Source organism: Streptomyces sp. NPDC019531, assembly GCF_044903305.1.
Taxonomy (GTDB): Bacteria; Actinomycetota; Actinomycetes; order Streptomycetales; family Streptomycetaceae; genus Streptomyces.
Window position 1 is genome coordinate 197,575 of sequence record NZ_JBJDQL010000009.1, and the last position, 15,992, is coordinate 213,566.

Below are 15,992 nucleotides of genomic sequence, written 5' to 3' on the forward strand. Positions count from 1 at the left end.
GCGTCTCACGCACCGAGGGCCCCGCAGCCCGGCGAAACCAGGAGGAGGCGGCCGAGATCCACGAGGCGCGCGCCGCCCTGGAGGGATTGCCGCCGCGCGGGCCGCGGACACGCAACGCGCCCGGATCATCCTCGCCGGCAGCCACTCTGGCGACTACCTGCAACGGGACTGATACCCATAGTCAAATGTGGCGGATGGGGAGATCGGTATCCAGGTATGACTCGTTTGCCGTCCCGCCCACTCTGAAGAACCCGGACGCAGTTGCGGGCGGTGCTGAAGAAGGCCGACCGCAAAAACACCATCGACAGGGAGCTCGAGCTTTCGCACGCATCCCTGACGGCCTCGACCTCTTCGACGCCGCCCCCTTCGGCTGTGCCCCGGCACTCTCCTGAGCAGCATCTGGCCGATCATCGCCCCGTCGAGTTCAACGACGAAACTCCCCGGGCCACCGTTCGGGCACCTCGGGCATCTCGCGCTCAAGTTCGTCACGCGGCCGGGGGCCGCCGAGGTAAGTGTGCACCTCTGGCGACGCCGGCAGCTCGACGAACGCCGCACGGTCGCGTGCCTCGGGCTCTTGGAGCACGAGCCGCTCGGTCTTGATCGGGGCGGGCGGCCAGGCGACGGGCCCGAGTTCAGTCATGCCGACCAACTGATCGGCAGGCTCGGCAACGATCAAGCCGAGCGACGGCGACGACACGCAGCTGCAGCACATCGCCCAGCGGCGCTCGTTCGCCACACGCTCGCAAGGACAGAAGAACCCCGCACCTGGTGTCCGGGCCGTCGGCTTGATCAGTCCGCGAGCCAGGTGCGGGGTTCTTCGTCGTCGTGGATGCGCAGCTCCGCTCCGGGAACAGATCGCGTGCGATCACGCTCGCAGGCGCGTCTTCCGCCCCGTCGCGCGCGAGCGCCCTGCCCCCGCGCGCGAGATGCAGGGGCAGGGCGCTCGTTCACATCAGGTCAAGAACCGGCAAGTTGGCGCAGCACGTAGTGCATGATGCCGCCGTTGCGGTAATAGTCGGCCTCACCGGGGGTGTCGATACGGACGACCGCGTCGAACTCGACGCCCGTGTCGGTGGTGACCTTGACGGTGCGCGGCGTGGTGCCGTTGTTGAGCTCCTCGACGCCGGTGAAGGAGAAGGTCTCCTCGCCGGTCAGGCCGAGGGCCTCGGCGCTCGCGCCCTCCGGGAACTGCAGCGGCAGGACGCCCATGCCGATGAGGTTGGAGCGGTGGATGCGCTCGTACGACTCGGCGATGACGGCCTTGACGCCGAGCAGCGCGGTGCCCTTGGCGGCCCAGTCGCGGGACGAGCCGGAGCCGTACTCCTTGCCGGCCAGGATGGCCAGCGGGGTGCCCTGCTCGATGTAGTTGCGGGAGGCGTCGTAGATGAACGACACCGGGCCGCCGTCCTGGGTGAAGTCGCGGGTGTAGCCGCCCTCGGTGCCCGGCGCGATCTGGTTGCGCAGGCGGATGTTGGCGAAGGTGCCGCGGATCATGACCTCGTGGTTGCCTCGGCGGGAGCCGTAGGAGTTGAAGTCACGACGCTCCACACCGTGCTCGGTGAGGTACTTGCCGGCCGGGGTGTCGGCCTTGATGGCGCCGGCGGGCGAGATGTGGTCCGTCGTCACCGAGTCGCCCAGCTTGGCGAGCACGCGGGCACCAGTGATGTCGGAGACCGGGGTGGTCTCCATCGTCATGCCCTCGAAGTACGGGGGCTTGCGGACGTACGTCGACTCCGCGTCCCACTCGAAGGTGTTGCCGGTCGGGATCGGCAGCGCCTGCCACTGGGCGTCGCCCGCGAAGACGTCGGAGTAGGACTTGTTGAACATGTCCTCGCCGATGGCGTTGGCCACGACGTCGTTGACCTCGGCCTCGGAGGGCCAGATGTCCTTGAGGTGGACCGGGTTGCCGTCCTGGTCGATGCCCAGGGCGTCCTTGGTGATGTCCACCTTCATGGAACCCGCGAGGGCGTACGCGACGACCAGCGGCGGGGAGGCCAGGTAGTTCATCTTGACGTCGGGGTTGATACGACCCTCGAAGTTCCGGTTGCCGGAGAGGACCGAAGTCACCGCGAGGTCATGGTCGTTGACGGCCTTGGAGACCTCTTCCGGCAGCGGGCCGGAGTTGCCGATGCAGGTGGTGCAGCCGTAACCGACCAGGTTGAAGCCGACCTTGTCGAGGTAGGGGGTGAGCCCCGCCTTGTCGAAGTAATCGGTGACGACCTTGGAGCCCGGGGCGAGGGTGGTCTTGACCCACGGCTTGCGGGTCAGGCCCTTCTCGACCGCCTTCTTCGCGACGAGCGCGGCGGCGACCATGACGTACGGGTTCGAGGTGTTGGTGCAGGAGGTGATGGCCGCGACCGTCACCGCGCCGTGGTCGATCTCGTACGTCGAGCCGTCGGGGGCGGTCACGGTGACCGGGTTGGACGGGGCGCCGTTCGGGGCGACGGCCGGGGCGTCGGAGGCCGGGAAGGACTCCTGGCCCGCCTCGTCCACGGAGTCGACGTAGTTGCGGACGTCGACCTTGAACTGCTCGGCGGCGTTCGCCAGGACGATGCGGTCCTGCGGGCGCTTCGGTCCGGCGATGGAGGGGACGACCGTGGAGAGGTCGAGCTCCAGCTTCTCGGAGAAGTCCGGCTCGGCCTTCGGGTCCAGCCAGAGACCCTGCTCCTTGGCGTACGCCTCGACGAGCGCGAGCTGCTGCTCGGAGCGGCCGGTGAGCTTGAGGTACTTGATGGTCTCGTCGTCGATCGGGAAGATCGCGGCGGTCGAGCCGAACTCCGGCGACATGTTGCCGATGGTGGCGCGGTTCGCGAGGGAGGTGGCGGCCACGCCCTCGCCGTAGAACTCGACGAACTTGCCGACGACGCCGTGCTTGCGGAGCATCTCGGTGATGGTCAGCACGAGGTCGGTGGCGGTGGTTCCGGGCTTGAGCTCACCGGTCAGCTTGAAGCCGACGACGCGCGGGATGAGCATCGAGACCGGCTGGCCGAGCATCGCGGCCTCGGCCTCGATGCCGCCGACGCCCCAGCCCAGCACACCGAGGCCGTTGACCATGGTGGTGTGCGAGTCGGTGCCGACGAGGGTGTCGGGGTACGCCTGGCCGTTACGGACCATGACCGTGCGCGCCAGGTGCTCGATGTTGACCTGGTGGACGATGCCGGTGCCCGGCGGGACGACCTTGAAGTCGTCGAAGGCGGTCTGGCCCCAGCGCAGGAACTGGTAGCGCTCGCGGTTGCGGCCGTACTCCAGCTCGACGTTCTGCGCGAACGCGTCGTGGGTGCCGAACTTGTCCGCGATGACGGAGTGGTCGATGACCAGCTCGGCCGGGGAGAGCGGGTTGACCTTCGCCGGGTCGCCGCCGAGCTCCTTCACGGCCTCACGCATGGTGGCGAGGTCGACGACACAGGGCACGCCGGTGAAGTCCTGCATGATCACGCGGGCCGGCGTGAACTGGATCTCCTGCGACGGCTGGGCCTGGGAGTCCCAGCTGCCGAGGGCGCGGATGTGGTCGGCGGTGATGTTCGCGCCGTCCTCGGTACGGAGCAGGTTCTCCAGCAGAACCTTGAGGCTGTACGGCAGGCGGGCCGAACCCTCCACCTTGTCCAGCCGGAAGATCTCGTACGACTCGTCGCCCACGCTCAGCGTGGCGCGGGCGTCGAAGCTGTTCGCCGACACGACAGTCTCCTTCATTTCTGTGCGCTTACCACCGCATCCTGCCGCCACGCCGTCTTGGCCGATCCGCTAAGGTAAGGCTAAGTTAGGTATGCCTTACCGCCAGGCTCGGCGGAAGCGTGCTGCTGCGGTACGCCTCGGCAGATATCTCGATGTCGAGATAACTCTAGTACATGAGGCCGAGATGGTCATGCCCGGCCACGTTGTGATGTCCGGCGCTCCTGGGGCACGATCTTCGGCATGCCTGACGGATGGCAGTGGGACAGGACCCTCTTCCAGGGAAGTGCGGCCCACTACGAGCGCGGCCGGTTGCCGTACGCCCCGGGTTTCGCCGAGACGCTGGCGACGGTCCTCGGCCTGGACGGCCGGGGCCGGCTGCTCGACGTCGGCTGCGGCCCCGGCATCGTGCTGCTCCCTCTGGCCCGGTTCTTCGCCGAGGCGGTCGGCCTCGACCCGGACGAGGACATGCTGGCCGAGGCCGAGCGGCAGGCGGGACGCCGCGGGGTGACCAACGCGCGCTGGGTGGTCGGCCGCGCCGAGGACCTGCCGGCCGGTCTCGGCGAGTTCCGGGTCGTGGTGTTCGCCCAGTCGTTCCATTGGACGGACCGCGACCGGGTCGCCGCCACCGTGCTGGAGATGCTGGAGCCGGGAGGTGTGTTCGCCCACATCAGCGACCACAAGGATCCGCCGGCCGAACCGACACCCCTGCCGCTGCCCACTCCCCCGTACGCGGAGATCGGCGACCTGGTGCGCCGGCATCTGGGCCCGGTTCGGCGCGCGGGACAGGGCGTGCTCGTCAACGGCACGCCTGGCCGGGAGGACCTCGTCCTGGAACGGGCCGGGTTCAAGGGCTTCGAGCACCATGTCGTACCCGCCGGGCAGGTGGTCGAGCGGACCGCGGACGACCTCGTGGCCTGGGCGTTCTCCCGGTCCGACTCCGCACCCCACCTCTTCGGCGACAGGCTGGCGGACTTCGAGCGGGACCTGCGCGCGGTACTACGGCAGGCATCTGCCGACGACCGCTTCGCGGAGCACCTTCCGCCGACCCAGCTCATGATCTGGCGCAAGCCCGGTCATACGCGGACCTGTTGAGAACAGGGCATCCCACTGTCGACCGGGGCGCCGGGCGAGCCGGCCGCGAGGGACTTCCCCAACTCACCTGCGACAGCACGGCCGATGGTTTCCGAGGCTCCGGCCACCAGAACCTGCATACGACCGATCCCGGCACTCATCAGTTCGCCGCACCGGGGTATCCGGAGGGGGTCGAAAGCATCCGACCGACCCAGACGGGAGCCACCATGCCGCTCACGTTCCGCAAGAGTTTCCGGATCCTTCCCGGGGTGCGGCTGAACATCAACCGGCACTCCTGGTCCATCACGACCGGCGGCGGCAGCCACGGGCCGAAGCACACCCACAGCAGCACGGGACGCCGTACGACATCGATGGATTTGCCCGGACCTTTCGGATGGCGCCGGACCCGTAACGCCAAGCGTCACTGACGTTCCCTCAGGTCCGCACGGGTCTCTCACCCGAACGGACCTCCCGAAATGCGCCATCTCATATCTGAGATAGCCTCAACCCCATGGCAGACGACTACCTCGTACGCATCGGCAAGCTCATCCGTGACGCCCGGCAGCACAGAGGCTGGACGCAGTCGCAGCTTGCCGAGGCGCTCGGCACCAGTCAGAGCGCCGTCAATCGCATCGAGCGCGGCAACCAGAACATCAGCCTTGAGATGATCGCCCGTATCGGTGAAGCACTGGACAGCGAAATCGTCTCTCTGGGCTACGCGGGCCCGATGCATCTGCGCGTGGTCGGCGGTCGTCAGCTCTCCGGCGCGATCGACGTCAAGACGAGCAAGAACGCGTGCGTGGCCCTGCTGTGTGCCTCGCTGCTCAACAAGGGGCGCACGGTGCTGCGCAGGGTCGCCCGCATCGAGGAGGTCTATCGCCTTCTTGAGGTGCTGAGCTCCATCGGGGTGCGCGCCCGCTGGATCAACGACGGCGTCGACCTCGAACTCGTGCCGCCTGCCGAGCTGGACATGGACGCCATCGACGCCGAGGCCGCCGTCCGCACCCGCTCCATCATCATGTTCCTCGGTCCGCTGCTGCACCGCATGGACGGCTTCAAGCTGCCCTACGCCGGCGGCTGCGACCTCGGCACCCGGACCATCGAGCCGCACATGATCGCGCTACGCCGGTTCGGTCTGGACGTCGCGGCGACCGAGGGCCAGTACCACGCCCGGGTGGACCGGAAGGTCCGACCCGACCGTCCGATCGTGTTGACCGAGCGCGGCGACACGGTGACCGAGAACGCGCTCCTCGCCGCCGCCCGCCACGACGGCGTCACCGTCATCCGCAACGCCTCCTCCAACTACATGGTCCAGGACCTGTGTTTCTTCCTGGAGGCGCTGGGCGTCAAGGTCGAGGGCATCGGCACCACCACCCTCACCGTGCACGGTATGCCGGCCATCGACGTGGACGTCGACTACTCCCCCAGCGAGGACCCGGTCGAGGCGATGAGCCTGCTCGCCGCCGCCGTGGTGACGGAGTCGGAGCTGACGGTGCGCCGGGTGCCGATCGAGTTCCTGGAGATCGAGCTCGCGGTGCTGGAGGAGATGGGGCTCGACCAGGACCGTACGCCCGAGTACTTCGCGGACAACGGCCGTACACGGCTGATCGACCTGACGGTCCGCCCCTCCAAACTGGAGGCGCCGATCGACAAGATCCACCCGATGCCGTTTCCCGGCCTCAACATCGACAACGTCCCGTTCTTCGCGGCCATCGCAGCGGTCGCGCAGGGCCAGACCCTCATCCACGACTGGGTCTACGACAACCGCGCGATCTATCTGACGGACCTGAACCGGTTGGGCGGCAGGCTCCAACTCCTCGACCCGCACCGTGTGTTGGTCGAGGGCCCGACCCGCTGGCGCGCCGCCGAGATGATGTGCCCGCCGGCCCTGCGCCCCGCCGTGGTGGTCCTGCTGGCGATGATGGCGGCGGACGGCACGTCCGTACTGCGCAACGTCTACGTCATCAACCGGGGTTACGAGGACCTGGCCGAGCGGCTCAACTCGGTGGGGGCGCAGATCGAGATCTTCCGGGACATCTGACGCACGGATGCCGCCGCACCCAGCCTGACCTGCTACTTAGAGGGTCAGGGAAAGGTGCGGCGGCATCTGTGGGACTTCTCTGGGACTTTGGGCCTGCGGCGGGCTACGGGCCGGGCTTCACGGGCTCAACGGGGTCTCACTCGTAGCCAGATCACCAGCTGCGCTTCAGCCAAGGAGTCTGCGGACGCACCCGGGCCACCGGCCTGTCTCTCACCCTGAGTCCACCTTCTGCGGCCTATCGTCTGGTGGGGTCGTGCGGGCCGAGAATGTCGCTCAGGGGTACGTCGAGGTCGGCGAGCCGCGTCGGATCGACCGGTTTCCCCGAGGTGACGAGCGCGCGGATGGGGTCGGCGACGTCCCAGACGTTGACGTTCATGCCGGCCAGAACCCGGCCCTCGGCGAGCCAGAAGGCGATGAACTCGCGGGTGTCGGTCCGGCCGCGGAAGACGACCTGGTCGTAACCGCCGGGTTCCACGTAGCCCGTGTACTCCATGCCCAGGTCGTACTGATCGGTGAAGAAGTACGGGACGCGGTCATAGCTCACGTCCCGACCCAGCATGGCCTTGGCCGCGGTCTGGGGCTGGTTGAGGGCGTTGGCCCAGTGCTCGACGCGGATGTGCTTGCCGAGCAGCGGGTGGAAGGCGTTCGCGACATCCCCGGCGGTGTAGATGTCCGGGTGGGAGGTGCGCAGATGGGCGTCGACGCGGATGCCGTTGCCGACGTCGAGACCGGCGGCTCTGGCGAGCTGGGTGTTGGGGGTGATGCCGACCCCGACGATGACCGCGTCGGCGTCGACGCGGCTGCCGTCGGCCAGCAGCACGCCGGTCGCCCGGCCCGCGTCGCCTGTAATCTCGGCGACTTGGACGCCGCAGCGCAGGTCGACTCCGTGATCGGTGTGCAGTGCGGCGAAGATCTGGGACACCTCGCGACCCAGTACGCGCAGCAGGGGGAGTTCCGCGGTCCCCAGGACGGTGACCTCCCCACCGGCCGCGCGGGCCGCGGCCGCTGTCTCCAGGCCGATCCAGCCGGCGCCGATCACCGCGATGCGGGAGGCGGATCCGAGGGCTTCCTTGATGCGGTCGCTGTCGGCGAGCCGGCGCAGGTAGTGGACCCCGTCGAGATCGGCCCCGGGCACCGGCACCCGGCGGGGTGAGGAACCGGTGGTCAACAGTAGTTTCGCGTAGCCGATGCGACTGCCGTCGGCGAGCGTCACTTCATGTCCGGCTGGGTCGATCGCGGTGACGGTGGCGCCCAGGCGCAGGTCGATGTCGTGCTCGGCGTACCACTGCGGCGCGTGGACATAGACCGTCTCACGCTCGACCTTGCCCAGCAGATAGCCCTTGGACAGCGGCGGCCGTTCGTAGGGGCGCTCGCTCTCCTCCCCGAGCAGCACGACCGGGCCGTCGAAGCCCTCTTCCCGGAGGGTCTGCACTGCCTTCGCACCGGCCAGGCCGGCTCCGACGATCACGAATCCTGTGTTCGCGGCCATGTCCTCTCCTTGGCTGCGTCGGCTCTGCCCGCAGAGCATTGCCAGTCCGCTTGCGAGCCGGCCCCCGCCCGCGTGGCAGGCGGCAGCCATCGTCGTCGATGGCGCTGGGCTGCGGGCGGTTGTAGGTGTTTCCCGGTGTGTCTGCCGATCGGTGGTCGCAGGACTCGCCGGGACCTCCGGTCGGCGACCGGCCGGATCAAGTGGCGGCGCGCCCGGAGTGCAGTTCGGCGTCGAGTTGCTCGAACAGCTCGTTGCCGGAGGCCGTGAACTTGCTGATGCCCTCGTCCTCCAGTACACGCACAACGTCGTCGTAGGACACTCCGACGGCCTCCAGGTCATCGAGTACCTGCCGGGCTTGCGCGTATGTGCCATGGATGGTGTCGCCCGTGATGCGACCGTGGTCCGCGACCGTGCGCAAGGTCTGCTCCGGCATGGTGTTGACCACCCCTGCCGCCACCAGTTCGTCGACATAGCGGGTGTCGTCGTAGGCGGGGTCCTTCACGCCGGTGGAGGCCCACAGCGGGCGTTGCGGGCGCATCCCGGCCGCCGCCAGGGCCCTCCATCGCTTCGAGGCGCACGCCCGCTCGAACAGCTGATAGGCCAGGCGGGCGTTGGCGATCGCGGCCCGGCCGCGCAGGTCCCGCGCCTGCGGCGTGCCGATCTTGTCGAGTCGGCTGTCGACCTCCGTGTCCACCCGGCTGACGAAGAAGGAGGCCACTGACGCGATGGACGCCAGGTCGCGGCCCGCCTCGTGCGCCCTGTCCATGCCGTCCACGAAGGCGCGGAGCACCTGGTCGTAGCGGTCCAGGGAGAAGATCAGCGTCACGTTGACACTGATGCCCTCGGCGAGCGCCGTGCTGATCGCCTCCAGGCCCGCGCGCGTGGCGGGGATCTTCACGAACAGGTTCGGCCGGTCCACCAGCCACCAAAGGGCCCGCGCCTCGGCGACCGTCGCCGCCGTGTCGTGGGCGACGCGCGGGTCCACTTCGAGCGACACCCGCCCGTCCACGCCGGCACTGGCCTCGTACACCGGGCGCAGTACGTCGCAGGCCCAGCGCACGTCGAACGCGGTCAGCAGCCTGACCGCTTCCTCGACCCGCACCCCACGCCGGGCAAGATCTGCGATCTGCTGGTCGTAGCGGGCACCCGAGCGGATCGCCTTGGCGAAGATCGTCGGGTTGCTGGTGATGCCCACCACCCGCTGTTCGCCCACCAAGTCGGCCAGCCCGCCACCGGCGAGCCGCTCCCGGCTGAGATCATCCAGCCAGACCGCTACGCCTCGGGCGGCCAGCCGGTCCAGGCTTTCACTCATGATCTTCTCCCTTCTCCCTCGCCTCGCTTCGGGCAGCGCCCTCCACGTGCTGTCCGCGTGCCGGGTGAGCCGATGGAGGCGCCCACCCGCACGTCACCTTCCGTGGCTGCTGCCTGCCGTCAGTGAGACTGCCGCTGGCCGTGGTAGCGCTGGGCGAGCCGGGCGAGGGCGACAGCGCCGAGCAGCAGGCCGAAGTCGCGCAGCGCGACATCGTAGTGACCGGGGATGGTCAGCAGGTTGACGATGATGCCCGCGAGCCATCCGGCGACCAGCCAGCCTCCGAAGCGCGGGGCGAGCGCGACGGCGAGGCCCGCGACGATCTCGATCACTCCGACGGCGTACATGGCCTGCTGGGCGCTGCCCGGAACGATGTCGTTGATCCACGGGGCGAGGTAGGTGGGCCAGTCCACGAGCAGGTTGGCGAACTTGTCCAGCCCGAACAGGATCGGCGCCACGGTGAAGCCGGCGCGCAGGATCACGAACGCCTGGTAGCCGGGGTCGGTGAGCGCTTCACGTCGGGGAGGGGCGGATGGGGTGGAAGTGGTTGCGGACGACATGACGCTCTTCCTTCTATCGACAACTCTTACTAACGATAGAAGCGCGAAAACCTTCTTTAGTCAATCGCTGTTGGTTTTACACTGGTGTTCGTGAACCCGTCGAAGGAAGCACCCCGCCCCGACGTCTCCGCCGTCGCCGCTCTCGACGAGCCGACCCGCAGGAGGCTCTACGACCACGTCGTGCGCCAGCCGGGTCCGGTCGGCCGCGACGAAGCCGCCGAGGCCCTCGGCCTTGCCCGGCAGACTGCGGCCTTCCACCTGGACCGGCTGGCCGACGAATCACTGCTCGACGTTGTCTACGAGCGGCGCAGCGGGCGCACCGGACCGGGAGCGGGGCGGCCCGCCAAGCTCTACAAGCGCTCCGCCAGGCAGGTCGCCGTCAGCCTCCCGGAGCGGCACTACGAGCTGGCCGGACGCCTCCTCGCCCAGGCGCTGGAGGAATCCGAGGCCACCGGTGAACCGGTCCGTGCGGTCCTGCACCGAAAGGCCCACGAGTTGGGCACACAGCTCGCCGGCCCGGGCCAGACGGACGTGTTCGCCGTGCTGGAAGAGAACGGCTTCGAACCCCGCCGTGACGGTGATGCCATCGTCCTGGGCAACTGTCCCTTCCACGCGCTCGCCCGCGAGCACACCCAGACGGTGTGCGGCATGAACCTCCACCTGCTCAGCGGCGTGCTGGAAGGACTCGCCGACAGCGGCCTCCAGGCGTGCCTGGCGCCCAGCCCCGGTCACTGCTGCGTCCGGCTCGAGCTCGCTTCCCCGCCGCCCGCTAGCGGCCTGCGCCCGTCATGAGGCGTAACACCGCCCGAAGATCGCGGTGCGGGCGGCAGCCCGGTTTGGGTCAGGAGTTCGTGTCGAGCAATTCTCGTTTGATGGTGGCGAAGAACGACTCGGCGATTGCATCGTCCCAGCACTGCCCGGTGCGGCCGACAGACAGACGGACGCCGAACTCCGTTGCCAGGGAGGCGAATTGCTGGCTGGTGTACTGGCAGCCGCGGTCGGAGTGGAAGATCACCGACCGGGTGGGACGACGCTGTCGGCAGGCCGTAGTGAGGGCGTCGGCGACCAGATCAGTGCGCAGGTGAGCCAGCCCTCCTCTGTCGGGACGTAGGTGATGTCGCCGCACCAGCGGGTGTCGAGTCCGTCCGGGTCGGGTGCGCAGTCACGGAGGATGAGATCGGGCCGGGTGGCGGCGCTGGGGTCGGGGATGGTGGTCACATGCCGTCGTCTGCGGCGGCGGCCCTCCAGGCCCGCCGTTCGCATCAGTCTGGCGATGCGGCGGCGTCCGCAGGCAGCGCCCTCGCGTTTCAGCACGGCGTGGATGCGTGGAGTGCCGTAGGTGCCGCGGGACTTGGCGTGGGTCTGGGTGATCTGCTCGGTCAGCTCGGCGTCACGGGCCGCCCGCGGACCGGGCCTGCGGGTGCGACGGGCGTAGAAGGCGGTGCGGGAGACCTGCAGCAGTCCACACGCGCGCTTGACGTTGTGACCGTCTCGCTTCTCCGCCTCGATGAACGGGTGCACCGTCACCGGGTCTCCTTCGCGAAGACAGCCGTGGCCCGCCTGAGGATGTCCACGTCCTCGCGCAGTCGGCGGTTCTCCCGCCGCAATGCGGCCAGTTCCTCGCGTTCGCTGCCGGTCAGGCCATCGCGGTCGCCCGCGTCGACCTCGGCCTGGCTGACCCACAGCCGCACCGCGGTCTCGGTCCGGTCGAAGCCCTGGCGATCTGACCGACCGAGCGGTCACCGCGCCGCCACAGCTCGACGATCTCGGCCTTGAACTCCGACGTGAACGAACGACGAGGCCGAGGCTTCTTCTTCCCCATGCCCTCCATGAAGGACATCTTCCCGGGGCAGAACCCCTGATCTCGGATGTCCGTCAAAGCGAGGTCTCCCGGTGCGACGTGATCAGTGGCTGGGCAGACGTGTGGCCTTGAGGCCTTCGAGGGGGTACTCCTGGGGCAGGTGAGCCGGGTCCCCCGGGACGGTGATCTGTACGGTGATCGGCCGGGAGCTGCCAGCGGCGAGGAACTGGTCGTTCTCGGCCTCCAGGTACGCCTTGCCGTCCTGGGCGATGACATGTACGCCGGATGCTTCGGCCTTCGCGCCCTTCACCGTGGGCAGATCGAAGGAGATCCGGAACCTCCTGACGTCCTCGGCCTTGCCGCTGCCCTTGCTGACGGCGGTCAGCGTGAGGTCGAAGCTGTACACCCTGCCCCGGGGCTCGCCGCTCTCCCATGTCCGGTTGAACTTCTTGGACACGGTGATCTCGTCGTAACTGGGTGGGACAGGCAGGGGGGTGATACGCCCGGCGCCGTTCACGATTTCCAGGGCGCCAACGGGTACCCTTCCCCGCCCGATGCGCTGTGAGTGGTCGGGGACAGTGGCCGTGGTCAAGTCGAGGTGGTTGACGTTGCCCGCAGAGTCGACCGCGTAGAAGTTGCCCTCCCGGTCGAAGAAGGTGGCCGCGTACGACTTGCGCGAGCCTGCTGCGGCGCTGGCTTCCGCCGGGGGGAAGACCTCCTTCTTGAGGACGGTCTTCATAGGTTGCCTGCTCGGGTTGACGAGCAGCAGGTCGCCGTTGTCCCCCTCCACCGAGATCAGCCGTCCGTCCTTGGGGTGGTAGGCGAAGTCGTCCCACCGGCCGCTTCCCGGGGCGTTGCGAGGCATGGCTTTCAGGGCCGCCACATCGATGGCGTAGCTGTGGGCGTCGGGGTTGCTGACGACGAAGAGGATCTTCCCGTTGGGATCCATGTCACCGTCGAACCAGGGCCCGTTCGGCAGTCCGTCGACGACCTGGTCCTTGAGGGTGCCGGCCGCCACATCGATGGTGATGAGCTTGTTGTGGCTCACTGCCAGCAGCAGGGGCTCCTCGTCGTCGCCGCGGTACTGCGCACCCATTGCGGTGTAACCGGGCTCGTAGGGCGGCACGTTCTCGACGACGCGGGTGTCACCGTCGATGGGGTCGAAGCGGTAGATCAGGGTGTTGGTCCTGCCGACGGCGAGATACACCTTGCGGTGAGCCATGAACTGGGTGTCCTTCCACGAGAAATTGAGGGACCACTCAATGATTCGCGCATGTTCACCGGCGCCACAAGTACTCTCTGTGTCCGTTCGAACACAATAAGCCACCGCGACCCGGCGGCTTGCTGCCCGCACCTAACGTGGGGTCATGTACACGATCCAGGCTGGTTCATTATTCGACGGCCGCGCGATGTCCGGCCCTGCCACGGTTCGTGTGTCGGACGGCAGGATCGTGGGGGTGGAGACCGGCACGCCGACCGTGGACAACGGCGATGTGATCGACCTCGGGCCGCAAGCCTGCCTCCTGCCAGGCCTGATCGACTGCCACGTCCACCTGGCCTTCGGCGCGGGCCCGGACGCGGTCACCGCGCTCCGCGAGGCCGACGACACCGAGTTGCTGGAGCGGATGCGGCAAGCGGCGCGTTCCGCGGTGCGGGCCGGCATCACGACGGTGAGGGATCTCGGCGACCGGAACTACCTGGCCCTGGCCCTCGCCGAGGAACTCAGCCGGCGTCCGGCGGACGGACCGGAGATCCTCGCGGCCGGGCCTCCCCTGACCACGGTCGGGGGCCACTGTTTCTTCCTCGGCGGCGAGACCGAGGGCGCCGACGCTCTGCGCGCGGCTGTGCGGGAGCGGCATGTGCGCGGCTGTGCGGTCGTGAAGATCATGGCGAGCGGCGGCACTATGACGCCGGGGACGGCGCCGTACGAGTCCCAATTCTCGCTTGCCGACCTGCGCGTGGTGGTCGACGAGGCTCACCGGCTCGGTCTGCAGGTCGCCGCCCACGCGCACGGCGCTGCGGCGGTCAGGGACGCGGTGGAGGCCGGAGTCGACACCGTCGAGCACATGACCTTCTTGACGGCCGACGGCAGTGACACGGATCCGGCCCTGCTCACCGCCGTCGTCGAGCGCGGCACGTTCGTCAGCCTGACGGCGGGGACGGACCCCCGGGCGCCACGCGAACTGCCGTCGGCCGTCGCCAAGGAGTTCGGCGCCATCCTCGGTGCCTGGCTCGAACTCTACAAACACGGAGCCAGGATGGTGGTCGGCTCGGACGCCGGCATAGGACCGCACAAACCGCACGACGTGCTCCCGTACGGTGTCTCCGACATGATCAGGATCGGTGTCGCCCCGCTCGACGCGCTCGCCTGCGTGACGAGTGTCGCGGCCGAGGCGTGCGGAGTCGGCGGCCGTAAGGGGCGGATCGCCGTCGGTTTCGACGCCGACCTTCTGGCCGTGGGCGGAGATCCCTCGGAGGACCCCGCCAGGCTGCGGGATGTTCGAGCCGTTTTCCGGGCCGGAATCCGGGTCCGCCAGGGCCTGTTCTGATTCCCCGTCGTCCGTGCGAAGCACCGGCGCAGCGGCGTTCGGTGCGTGCCCTCGGCGTGCGACGTCCCAGGTCATGTGGCGGAGGGCGGCGTGCGCCGAGTGGGGGTACCTCCCACGCCCTGGAGGCAGTGGGGGAGCGTGCCGGGCGTCGGGGCGCAGGCTCCGCAGCGTTCGGCTTGGGTAGGGACACATCCTCCACTCTCAGGGCGACGGCCTCCTCTGGACGTATCCCCGTGCAGTAGAACGCGGCGAAGAACACATGGCTGCGGCCGCCGCGTGAGCGGTGCCAAATCCAGCTGAGCAGCCCTGCAGCCTGCTGCGCATTGAGCGGACAGCGATGGTCGATGACAATCGCAGTCCGCGGGCGGGTACGGGAGTTGCGCGAACTTGTCCGGGGAGCGGATCGCGAAGACGCGGGCGGTGTCCGCGCCGTCCTCCGCGAGCGGGTGCGGGACGAACGCCCGCCGGGACGGCAGGGCCGACGGGGTGCGGGAGTGCCGGTCCAGGCACACCGGCAGCAGGGGCGGCTCGGCGGAGGCCTCCGAGAAGGCGCTGCAGGGAGCCCTCTGGGCGTGCCGCCGGTATCAACGGTGGTCACCCCAGCGACAGTTGCGGGGATCGCTCCGAAGAATCCGCGAACGCCTCGGGGTCCACGTGTGCCATGACCGCCTCCGCGTCGACTGGTTGTGCGGCCCGGCCGTTCCCGGCCCGCACTCCGGAGGCTGGTGCCCGCCGTTGGAGACGTGGTGGAGATGCGCTCAGGCCGTGCCGGCGGCGCCCCCGTAGCCGTGCAGGAACGCGTCGACCGCACGGGTGACGCAGGCGCGGACCTGTGCCGGACTCGGGGCGCGGCTGGCGTAGGGGCTGATGGTGATCTCGGAGTTGACCAGGGCGACGAAGTGGAGGGTGGCGCGGGCGGGGCTGGAGATGTGCAGGAGGCCGGCGTCGGTGAGCTGGGAGAGGCGCCGGGAGACCTCGTGCTGGACGCGGAGGGGTCCTGCCTGCTGCCAGGTGTCGATCAGGGCGGGCGAGAAGTGCTGCACCTCGGCCTTGATCTGCCGGATCATCGCGAAGTGGTCGGGGAACTGGGTGCGCTGGCCGACGAGGGCGCGGCCGAGGGCGATCAGGTCGGCGCGGGCGTCGGTACCGGAGAGCTGTTCGGCCACCGTCGCGATGAAGGCGTCCGCGACCTGGCTGGCGCTGTCGTGGACGACCTCCGAGAAAAGGTGGTCCTTGCCCTGGAAGTGGTTGTAGATCGTGCGGGTGGACACCCCGGCCTCGGCGGCGATGGCCTCAATGCTGGTGCGACTGTATCCCTCGCGGCCGAAGACGGTACGCGCGCCTTGCGTGATGGCCCGGCGTTTCGCGGCTCTGCCGCCGGGTCGGCCGGGGCGTGGCGGCACGTCCGGGTCGGCGGGGGCCGCAGGTGTGGTGTTCAGGGGAGCCTCCGGTGGATCGGCGGCCTGTCGGCCACATTGCCATGCATGTTGCATTTTACTT

The 15,992-nt window shown here is 68.9% G+C and carries 14 protein-coding genes and 2 pseudogenes; 5 read left to right on the top strand and 11 right to left on the bottom strand.

Features of this window, described 5'->3' with window-relative positions:
- Positions 1 to 366 precede the first annotated feature (366 nt).
- Both ACI2L1_RS14455 and acnA read right to left on the bottom strand, forming a co-directional pair.
- Positions 367 to 640, bottom strand: a pseudogene (locus ACI2L1_RS14455) (GNAT family N-acetyltransferase); the annotation flags it as partial.
- A 317-nt stretch (positions 641 to 957) separates the two neighbouring features.
- Positions 958 to 3,675 carry an aconitate hydratase AcnA gene (acnA, locus tag ACI2L1_RS14460; RefSeq protein ID WP_404739656.1) on the bottom strand — a complete coding sequence of 906 codons (2,718 nt, stop codon included), beginning with the start codon at positions 3,673 to 3,675 and terminating at the stop codon, positions 958 to 960.
- Positions 3,676 to 3,912: 237 nt separating this feature from the next.
- Here acnA and ACI2L1_RS14465 point away from each other — a divergent pair, with 237 nt between their 5' ends.
- The 3 genes from ACI2L1_RS14465 (at position 3,913) to ACI2L1_RS14475 (ending at position 6,784) form a co-directional block, all read left to right on the top strand.
- Positions 3,913 to 4,764, top strand: a complete 852-nt coding sequence (locus ACI2L1_RS14465; RefSeq protein WP_404739657.1) for a class I SAM-dependent methyltransferase — start codon at positions 3,913 to 3,915, stop codon at positions 4,762 to 4,764.
- 206 nt (positions 4,765 to 4,970) lie between these two features.
- A complete protein-coding gene (locus ACI2L1_RS14470; protein WP_404739658.1) occupies positions 4,971 to 5,171 on the top strand; it encodes a DUF4236 domain-containing protein in 201 nt (66 codons plus the stop codon).
- Between the two features lie 83 nt (positions 5,172 to 5,254).
- Positions 5,255 to 6,784, top strand: a complete 1,530-nt coding sequence (locus ACI2L1_RS14475) for a helix-turn-helix domain-containing protein (RefSeq protein ID WP_404739659.1) — start codon at positions 5,255 to 5,257, stop codon at positions 6,782 to 6,784.
- 235 nt (positions 6,785 to 7,019) lie between these two features.
- Here the strand turns inward: ACI2L1_RS14475 and ACI2L1_RS14480 are convergent, their stop codons facing one another.
- From ACI2L1_RS14480 to ACI2L1_RS14490, 3 genes are all read right to left on the bottom strand, one after another.
- Entirely contained in the window at positions 7,020 to 8,273 is a 1,254-nt protein-coding gene (locus ACI2L1_RS14480; RefSeq protein WP_404739660.1) for an NAD(P)/FAD-dependent oxidoreductase, read from the bottom strand.
- Positions 8,274 to 8,469: 196 nt separating this feature from the next.
- Entirely contained in the window at positions 8,470 to 9,585 is a 1,116-nt protein-coding gene (tal, locus tag ACI2L1_RS14485; RefSeq protein WP_404739661.1) for a transaldolase, read from the bottom strand.
- A 119-nt stretch (positions 9,586 to 9,704) separates the two neighbouring features.
- Positions 9,705 to 10,142 (bottom strand): hypothetical protein, encoded by a 438-nt coding sequence (locus ACI2L1_RS14490; RefSeq protein ID WP_404739662.1) that lies wholly within the window; start codon positions 10,140 to 10,142, stop codon positions 9,705 to 9,707.
- A gap of 84 nt (positions 10,143 to 10,226) precedes the next feature.
- Between ACI2L1_RS14490 and ACI2L1_RS14495 the strand changes: the two genes are divergently transcribed.
- Positions 10,227 to 10,934: a helix-turn-helix transcriptional regulator gene (locus ACI2L1_RS14495; protein WP_404739663.1), complete on the top strand. Its 708-nt coding sequence runs from the start codon at positions 10,227 to 10,229 to the stop codon at positions 10,932 to 10,934.
- Positions 10,935 to 10,983: 49 nt separating this feature from the next.
- On the opposite strand, the gene ACI2L1_RS14500 is transcribed toward ACI2L1_RS14495, so the two are convergent.
- The 4 genes from ACI2L1_RS14500 to ACI2L1_RS14515 all read right to left on the bottom strand — a co-directional run bounded on the left by ACI2L1_RS14500 (position 10,984) and on the right by ACI2L1_RS14515 (position 13,165).
- On the bottom strand, positions 10,984 to 11,268 hold the full coding sequence (locus ACI2L1_RS14500) for a DDE-type integrase/transposase/recombinase (protein ID WP_404739664.1): 285 nt from the start codon (positions 11,266 to 11,268) through the stop codon (positions 10,984 to 10,986).
- On the bottom strand, positions 11,154 to 11,669 hold the full coding sequence (locus ACI2L1_RS14505) for an IS3 family transposase (RefSeq protein WP_404739665.1): 516 nt from the start codon (positions 11,667 to 11,669) through the stop codon (positions 11,154 to 11,156). Before ACI2L1_RS14505 ends, ACI2L1_RS14500 begins: the two co-directional genes overlap by 115 nt.
- On the bottom strand, positions 11,666 to 11,833 hold the full coding sequence (locus ACI2L1_RS14510) for a hypothetical protein (protein WP_404739666.1): 168 nt from the start codon (positions 11,831 to 11,833) through the stop codon (positions 11,666 to 11,668). The genes ACI2L1_RS14505 and ACI2L1_RS14510 overlap by 4 nt, the downstream gene beginning before the upstream one ends.
- 213 nt (positions 11,834 to 12,046) lie before the next feature.
- Positions 12,047 to 13,165, bottom strand: a complete 1,119-nt coding sequence (locus ACI2L1_RS14515; RefSeq protein WP_404739667.1) for a hypothetical protein — start codon at positions 13,163 to 13,165, stop codon at positions 12,047 to 12,049.
- Positions 13,166 to 13,310: 145 nt separating this feature from the next.
- Between ACI2L1_RS14515 and ACI2L1_RS14520 the strand changes: the two genes are divergently transcribed.
- Positions 13,311 to 14,492, top strand: coding sequence for an amidohydrolase family protein (locus ACI2L1_RS14520; protein ID WP_404739668.1), 1,182 nt, complete (start codon positions 13,311 to 13,313; stop codon positions 14,490 to 14,492).
- 71 nt (positions 14,493 to 14,563) lie between these two features.
- Here the strand turns inward: ACI2L1_RS14520 and ACI2L1_RS14525 are convergent.
- A pseudogene (locus ACI2L1_RS14525) lies at positions 14,564 to 15,046 on the bottom strand (flavin reductase); the annotation flags it as partial.
- A 204-nt stretch (positions 15,047 to 15,250) separates the two neighbouring features.
- Complete coding sequence (locus tag ACI2L1_RS14530; RefSeq protein WP_404739669.1) at positions 15,251 to 15,985, bottom strand: TetR/AcrR family transcriptional regulator; 735 nt, start codon at positions 15,983 to 15,985, stop codon at positions 15,251 to 15,253.
- Positions 15,986 to 15,992 lie beyond the last annotated feature (7 nt).

Coding starts and splice junctions, on each gene's coding strand:
- ACI2L1_RS14475 (WP_404739659.1), top strand. CDS start 5,255: ATGGCAGACGACTACCTCGTACGCATCGGCAAGCTCATCCGTGACGCC.
- ACI2L1_RS14530 (WP_404739669.1), bottom strand. CDS start 15,985: ATGCAACATGCATGGCAATGTGGCCGACAGGCCGCCGATCCACCGGAG.
- tal (WP_404739661.1), bottom strand. CDS start 9,585: ATGAGTGAAAGCCTGGACCGGCTGGCCGCCCGAGGCGTAGCGGTCTGG.
- ACI2L1_RS14480 (WP_404739660.1), bottom strand. CDS start 8,273: ATGGCCGCGAACACAGGATTCGTGATCGTCGGAGCCGGCCTGGCCGGT.
- ACI2L1_RS14520 (WP_404739668.1), top strand. CDS start 13,311: ATGTACACGATCCAGGCTGGTTCATTATTCGACGGCCGCGCGATGTCC.
- ACI2L1_RS14465 (WP_404739657.1), top strand. CDS start 3,913: ATGCCTGACGGATGGCAGTGGGACAGGACCCTCTTCCAGGGAAGTGCG.
- ACI2L1_RS14470 (WP_404739658.1), top strand. CDS start 4,971: ATGCCGCTCACGTTCCGCAAGAGTTTCCGGATCCTTCCCGGGGTGCGG.
- ACI2L1_RS14490 (WP_404739662.1), bottom strand. CDS start 10,142: ATGTCGTCCGCAACCACTTCCACCCCATCCGCCCCTCCCCGACGTGAA.
- ACI2L1_RS14515 (WP_404739667.1), bottom strand. CDS start 13,165: ATGGCTCACCGCAAGGTGTATCTCGCCGTCGGCAGGACCAACACCCTG.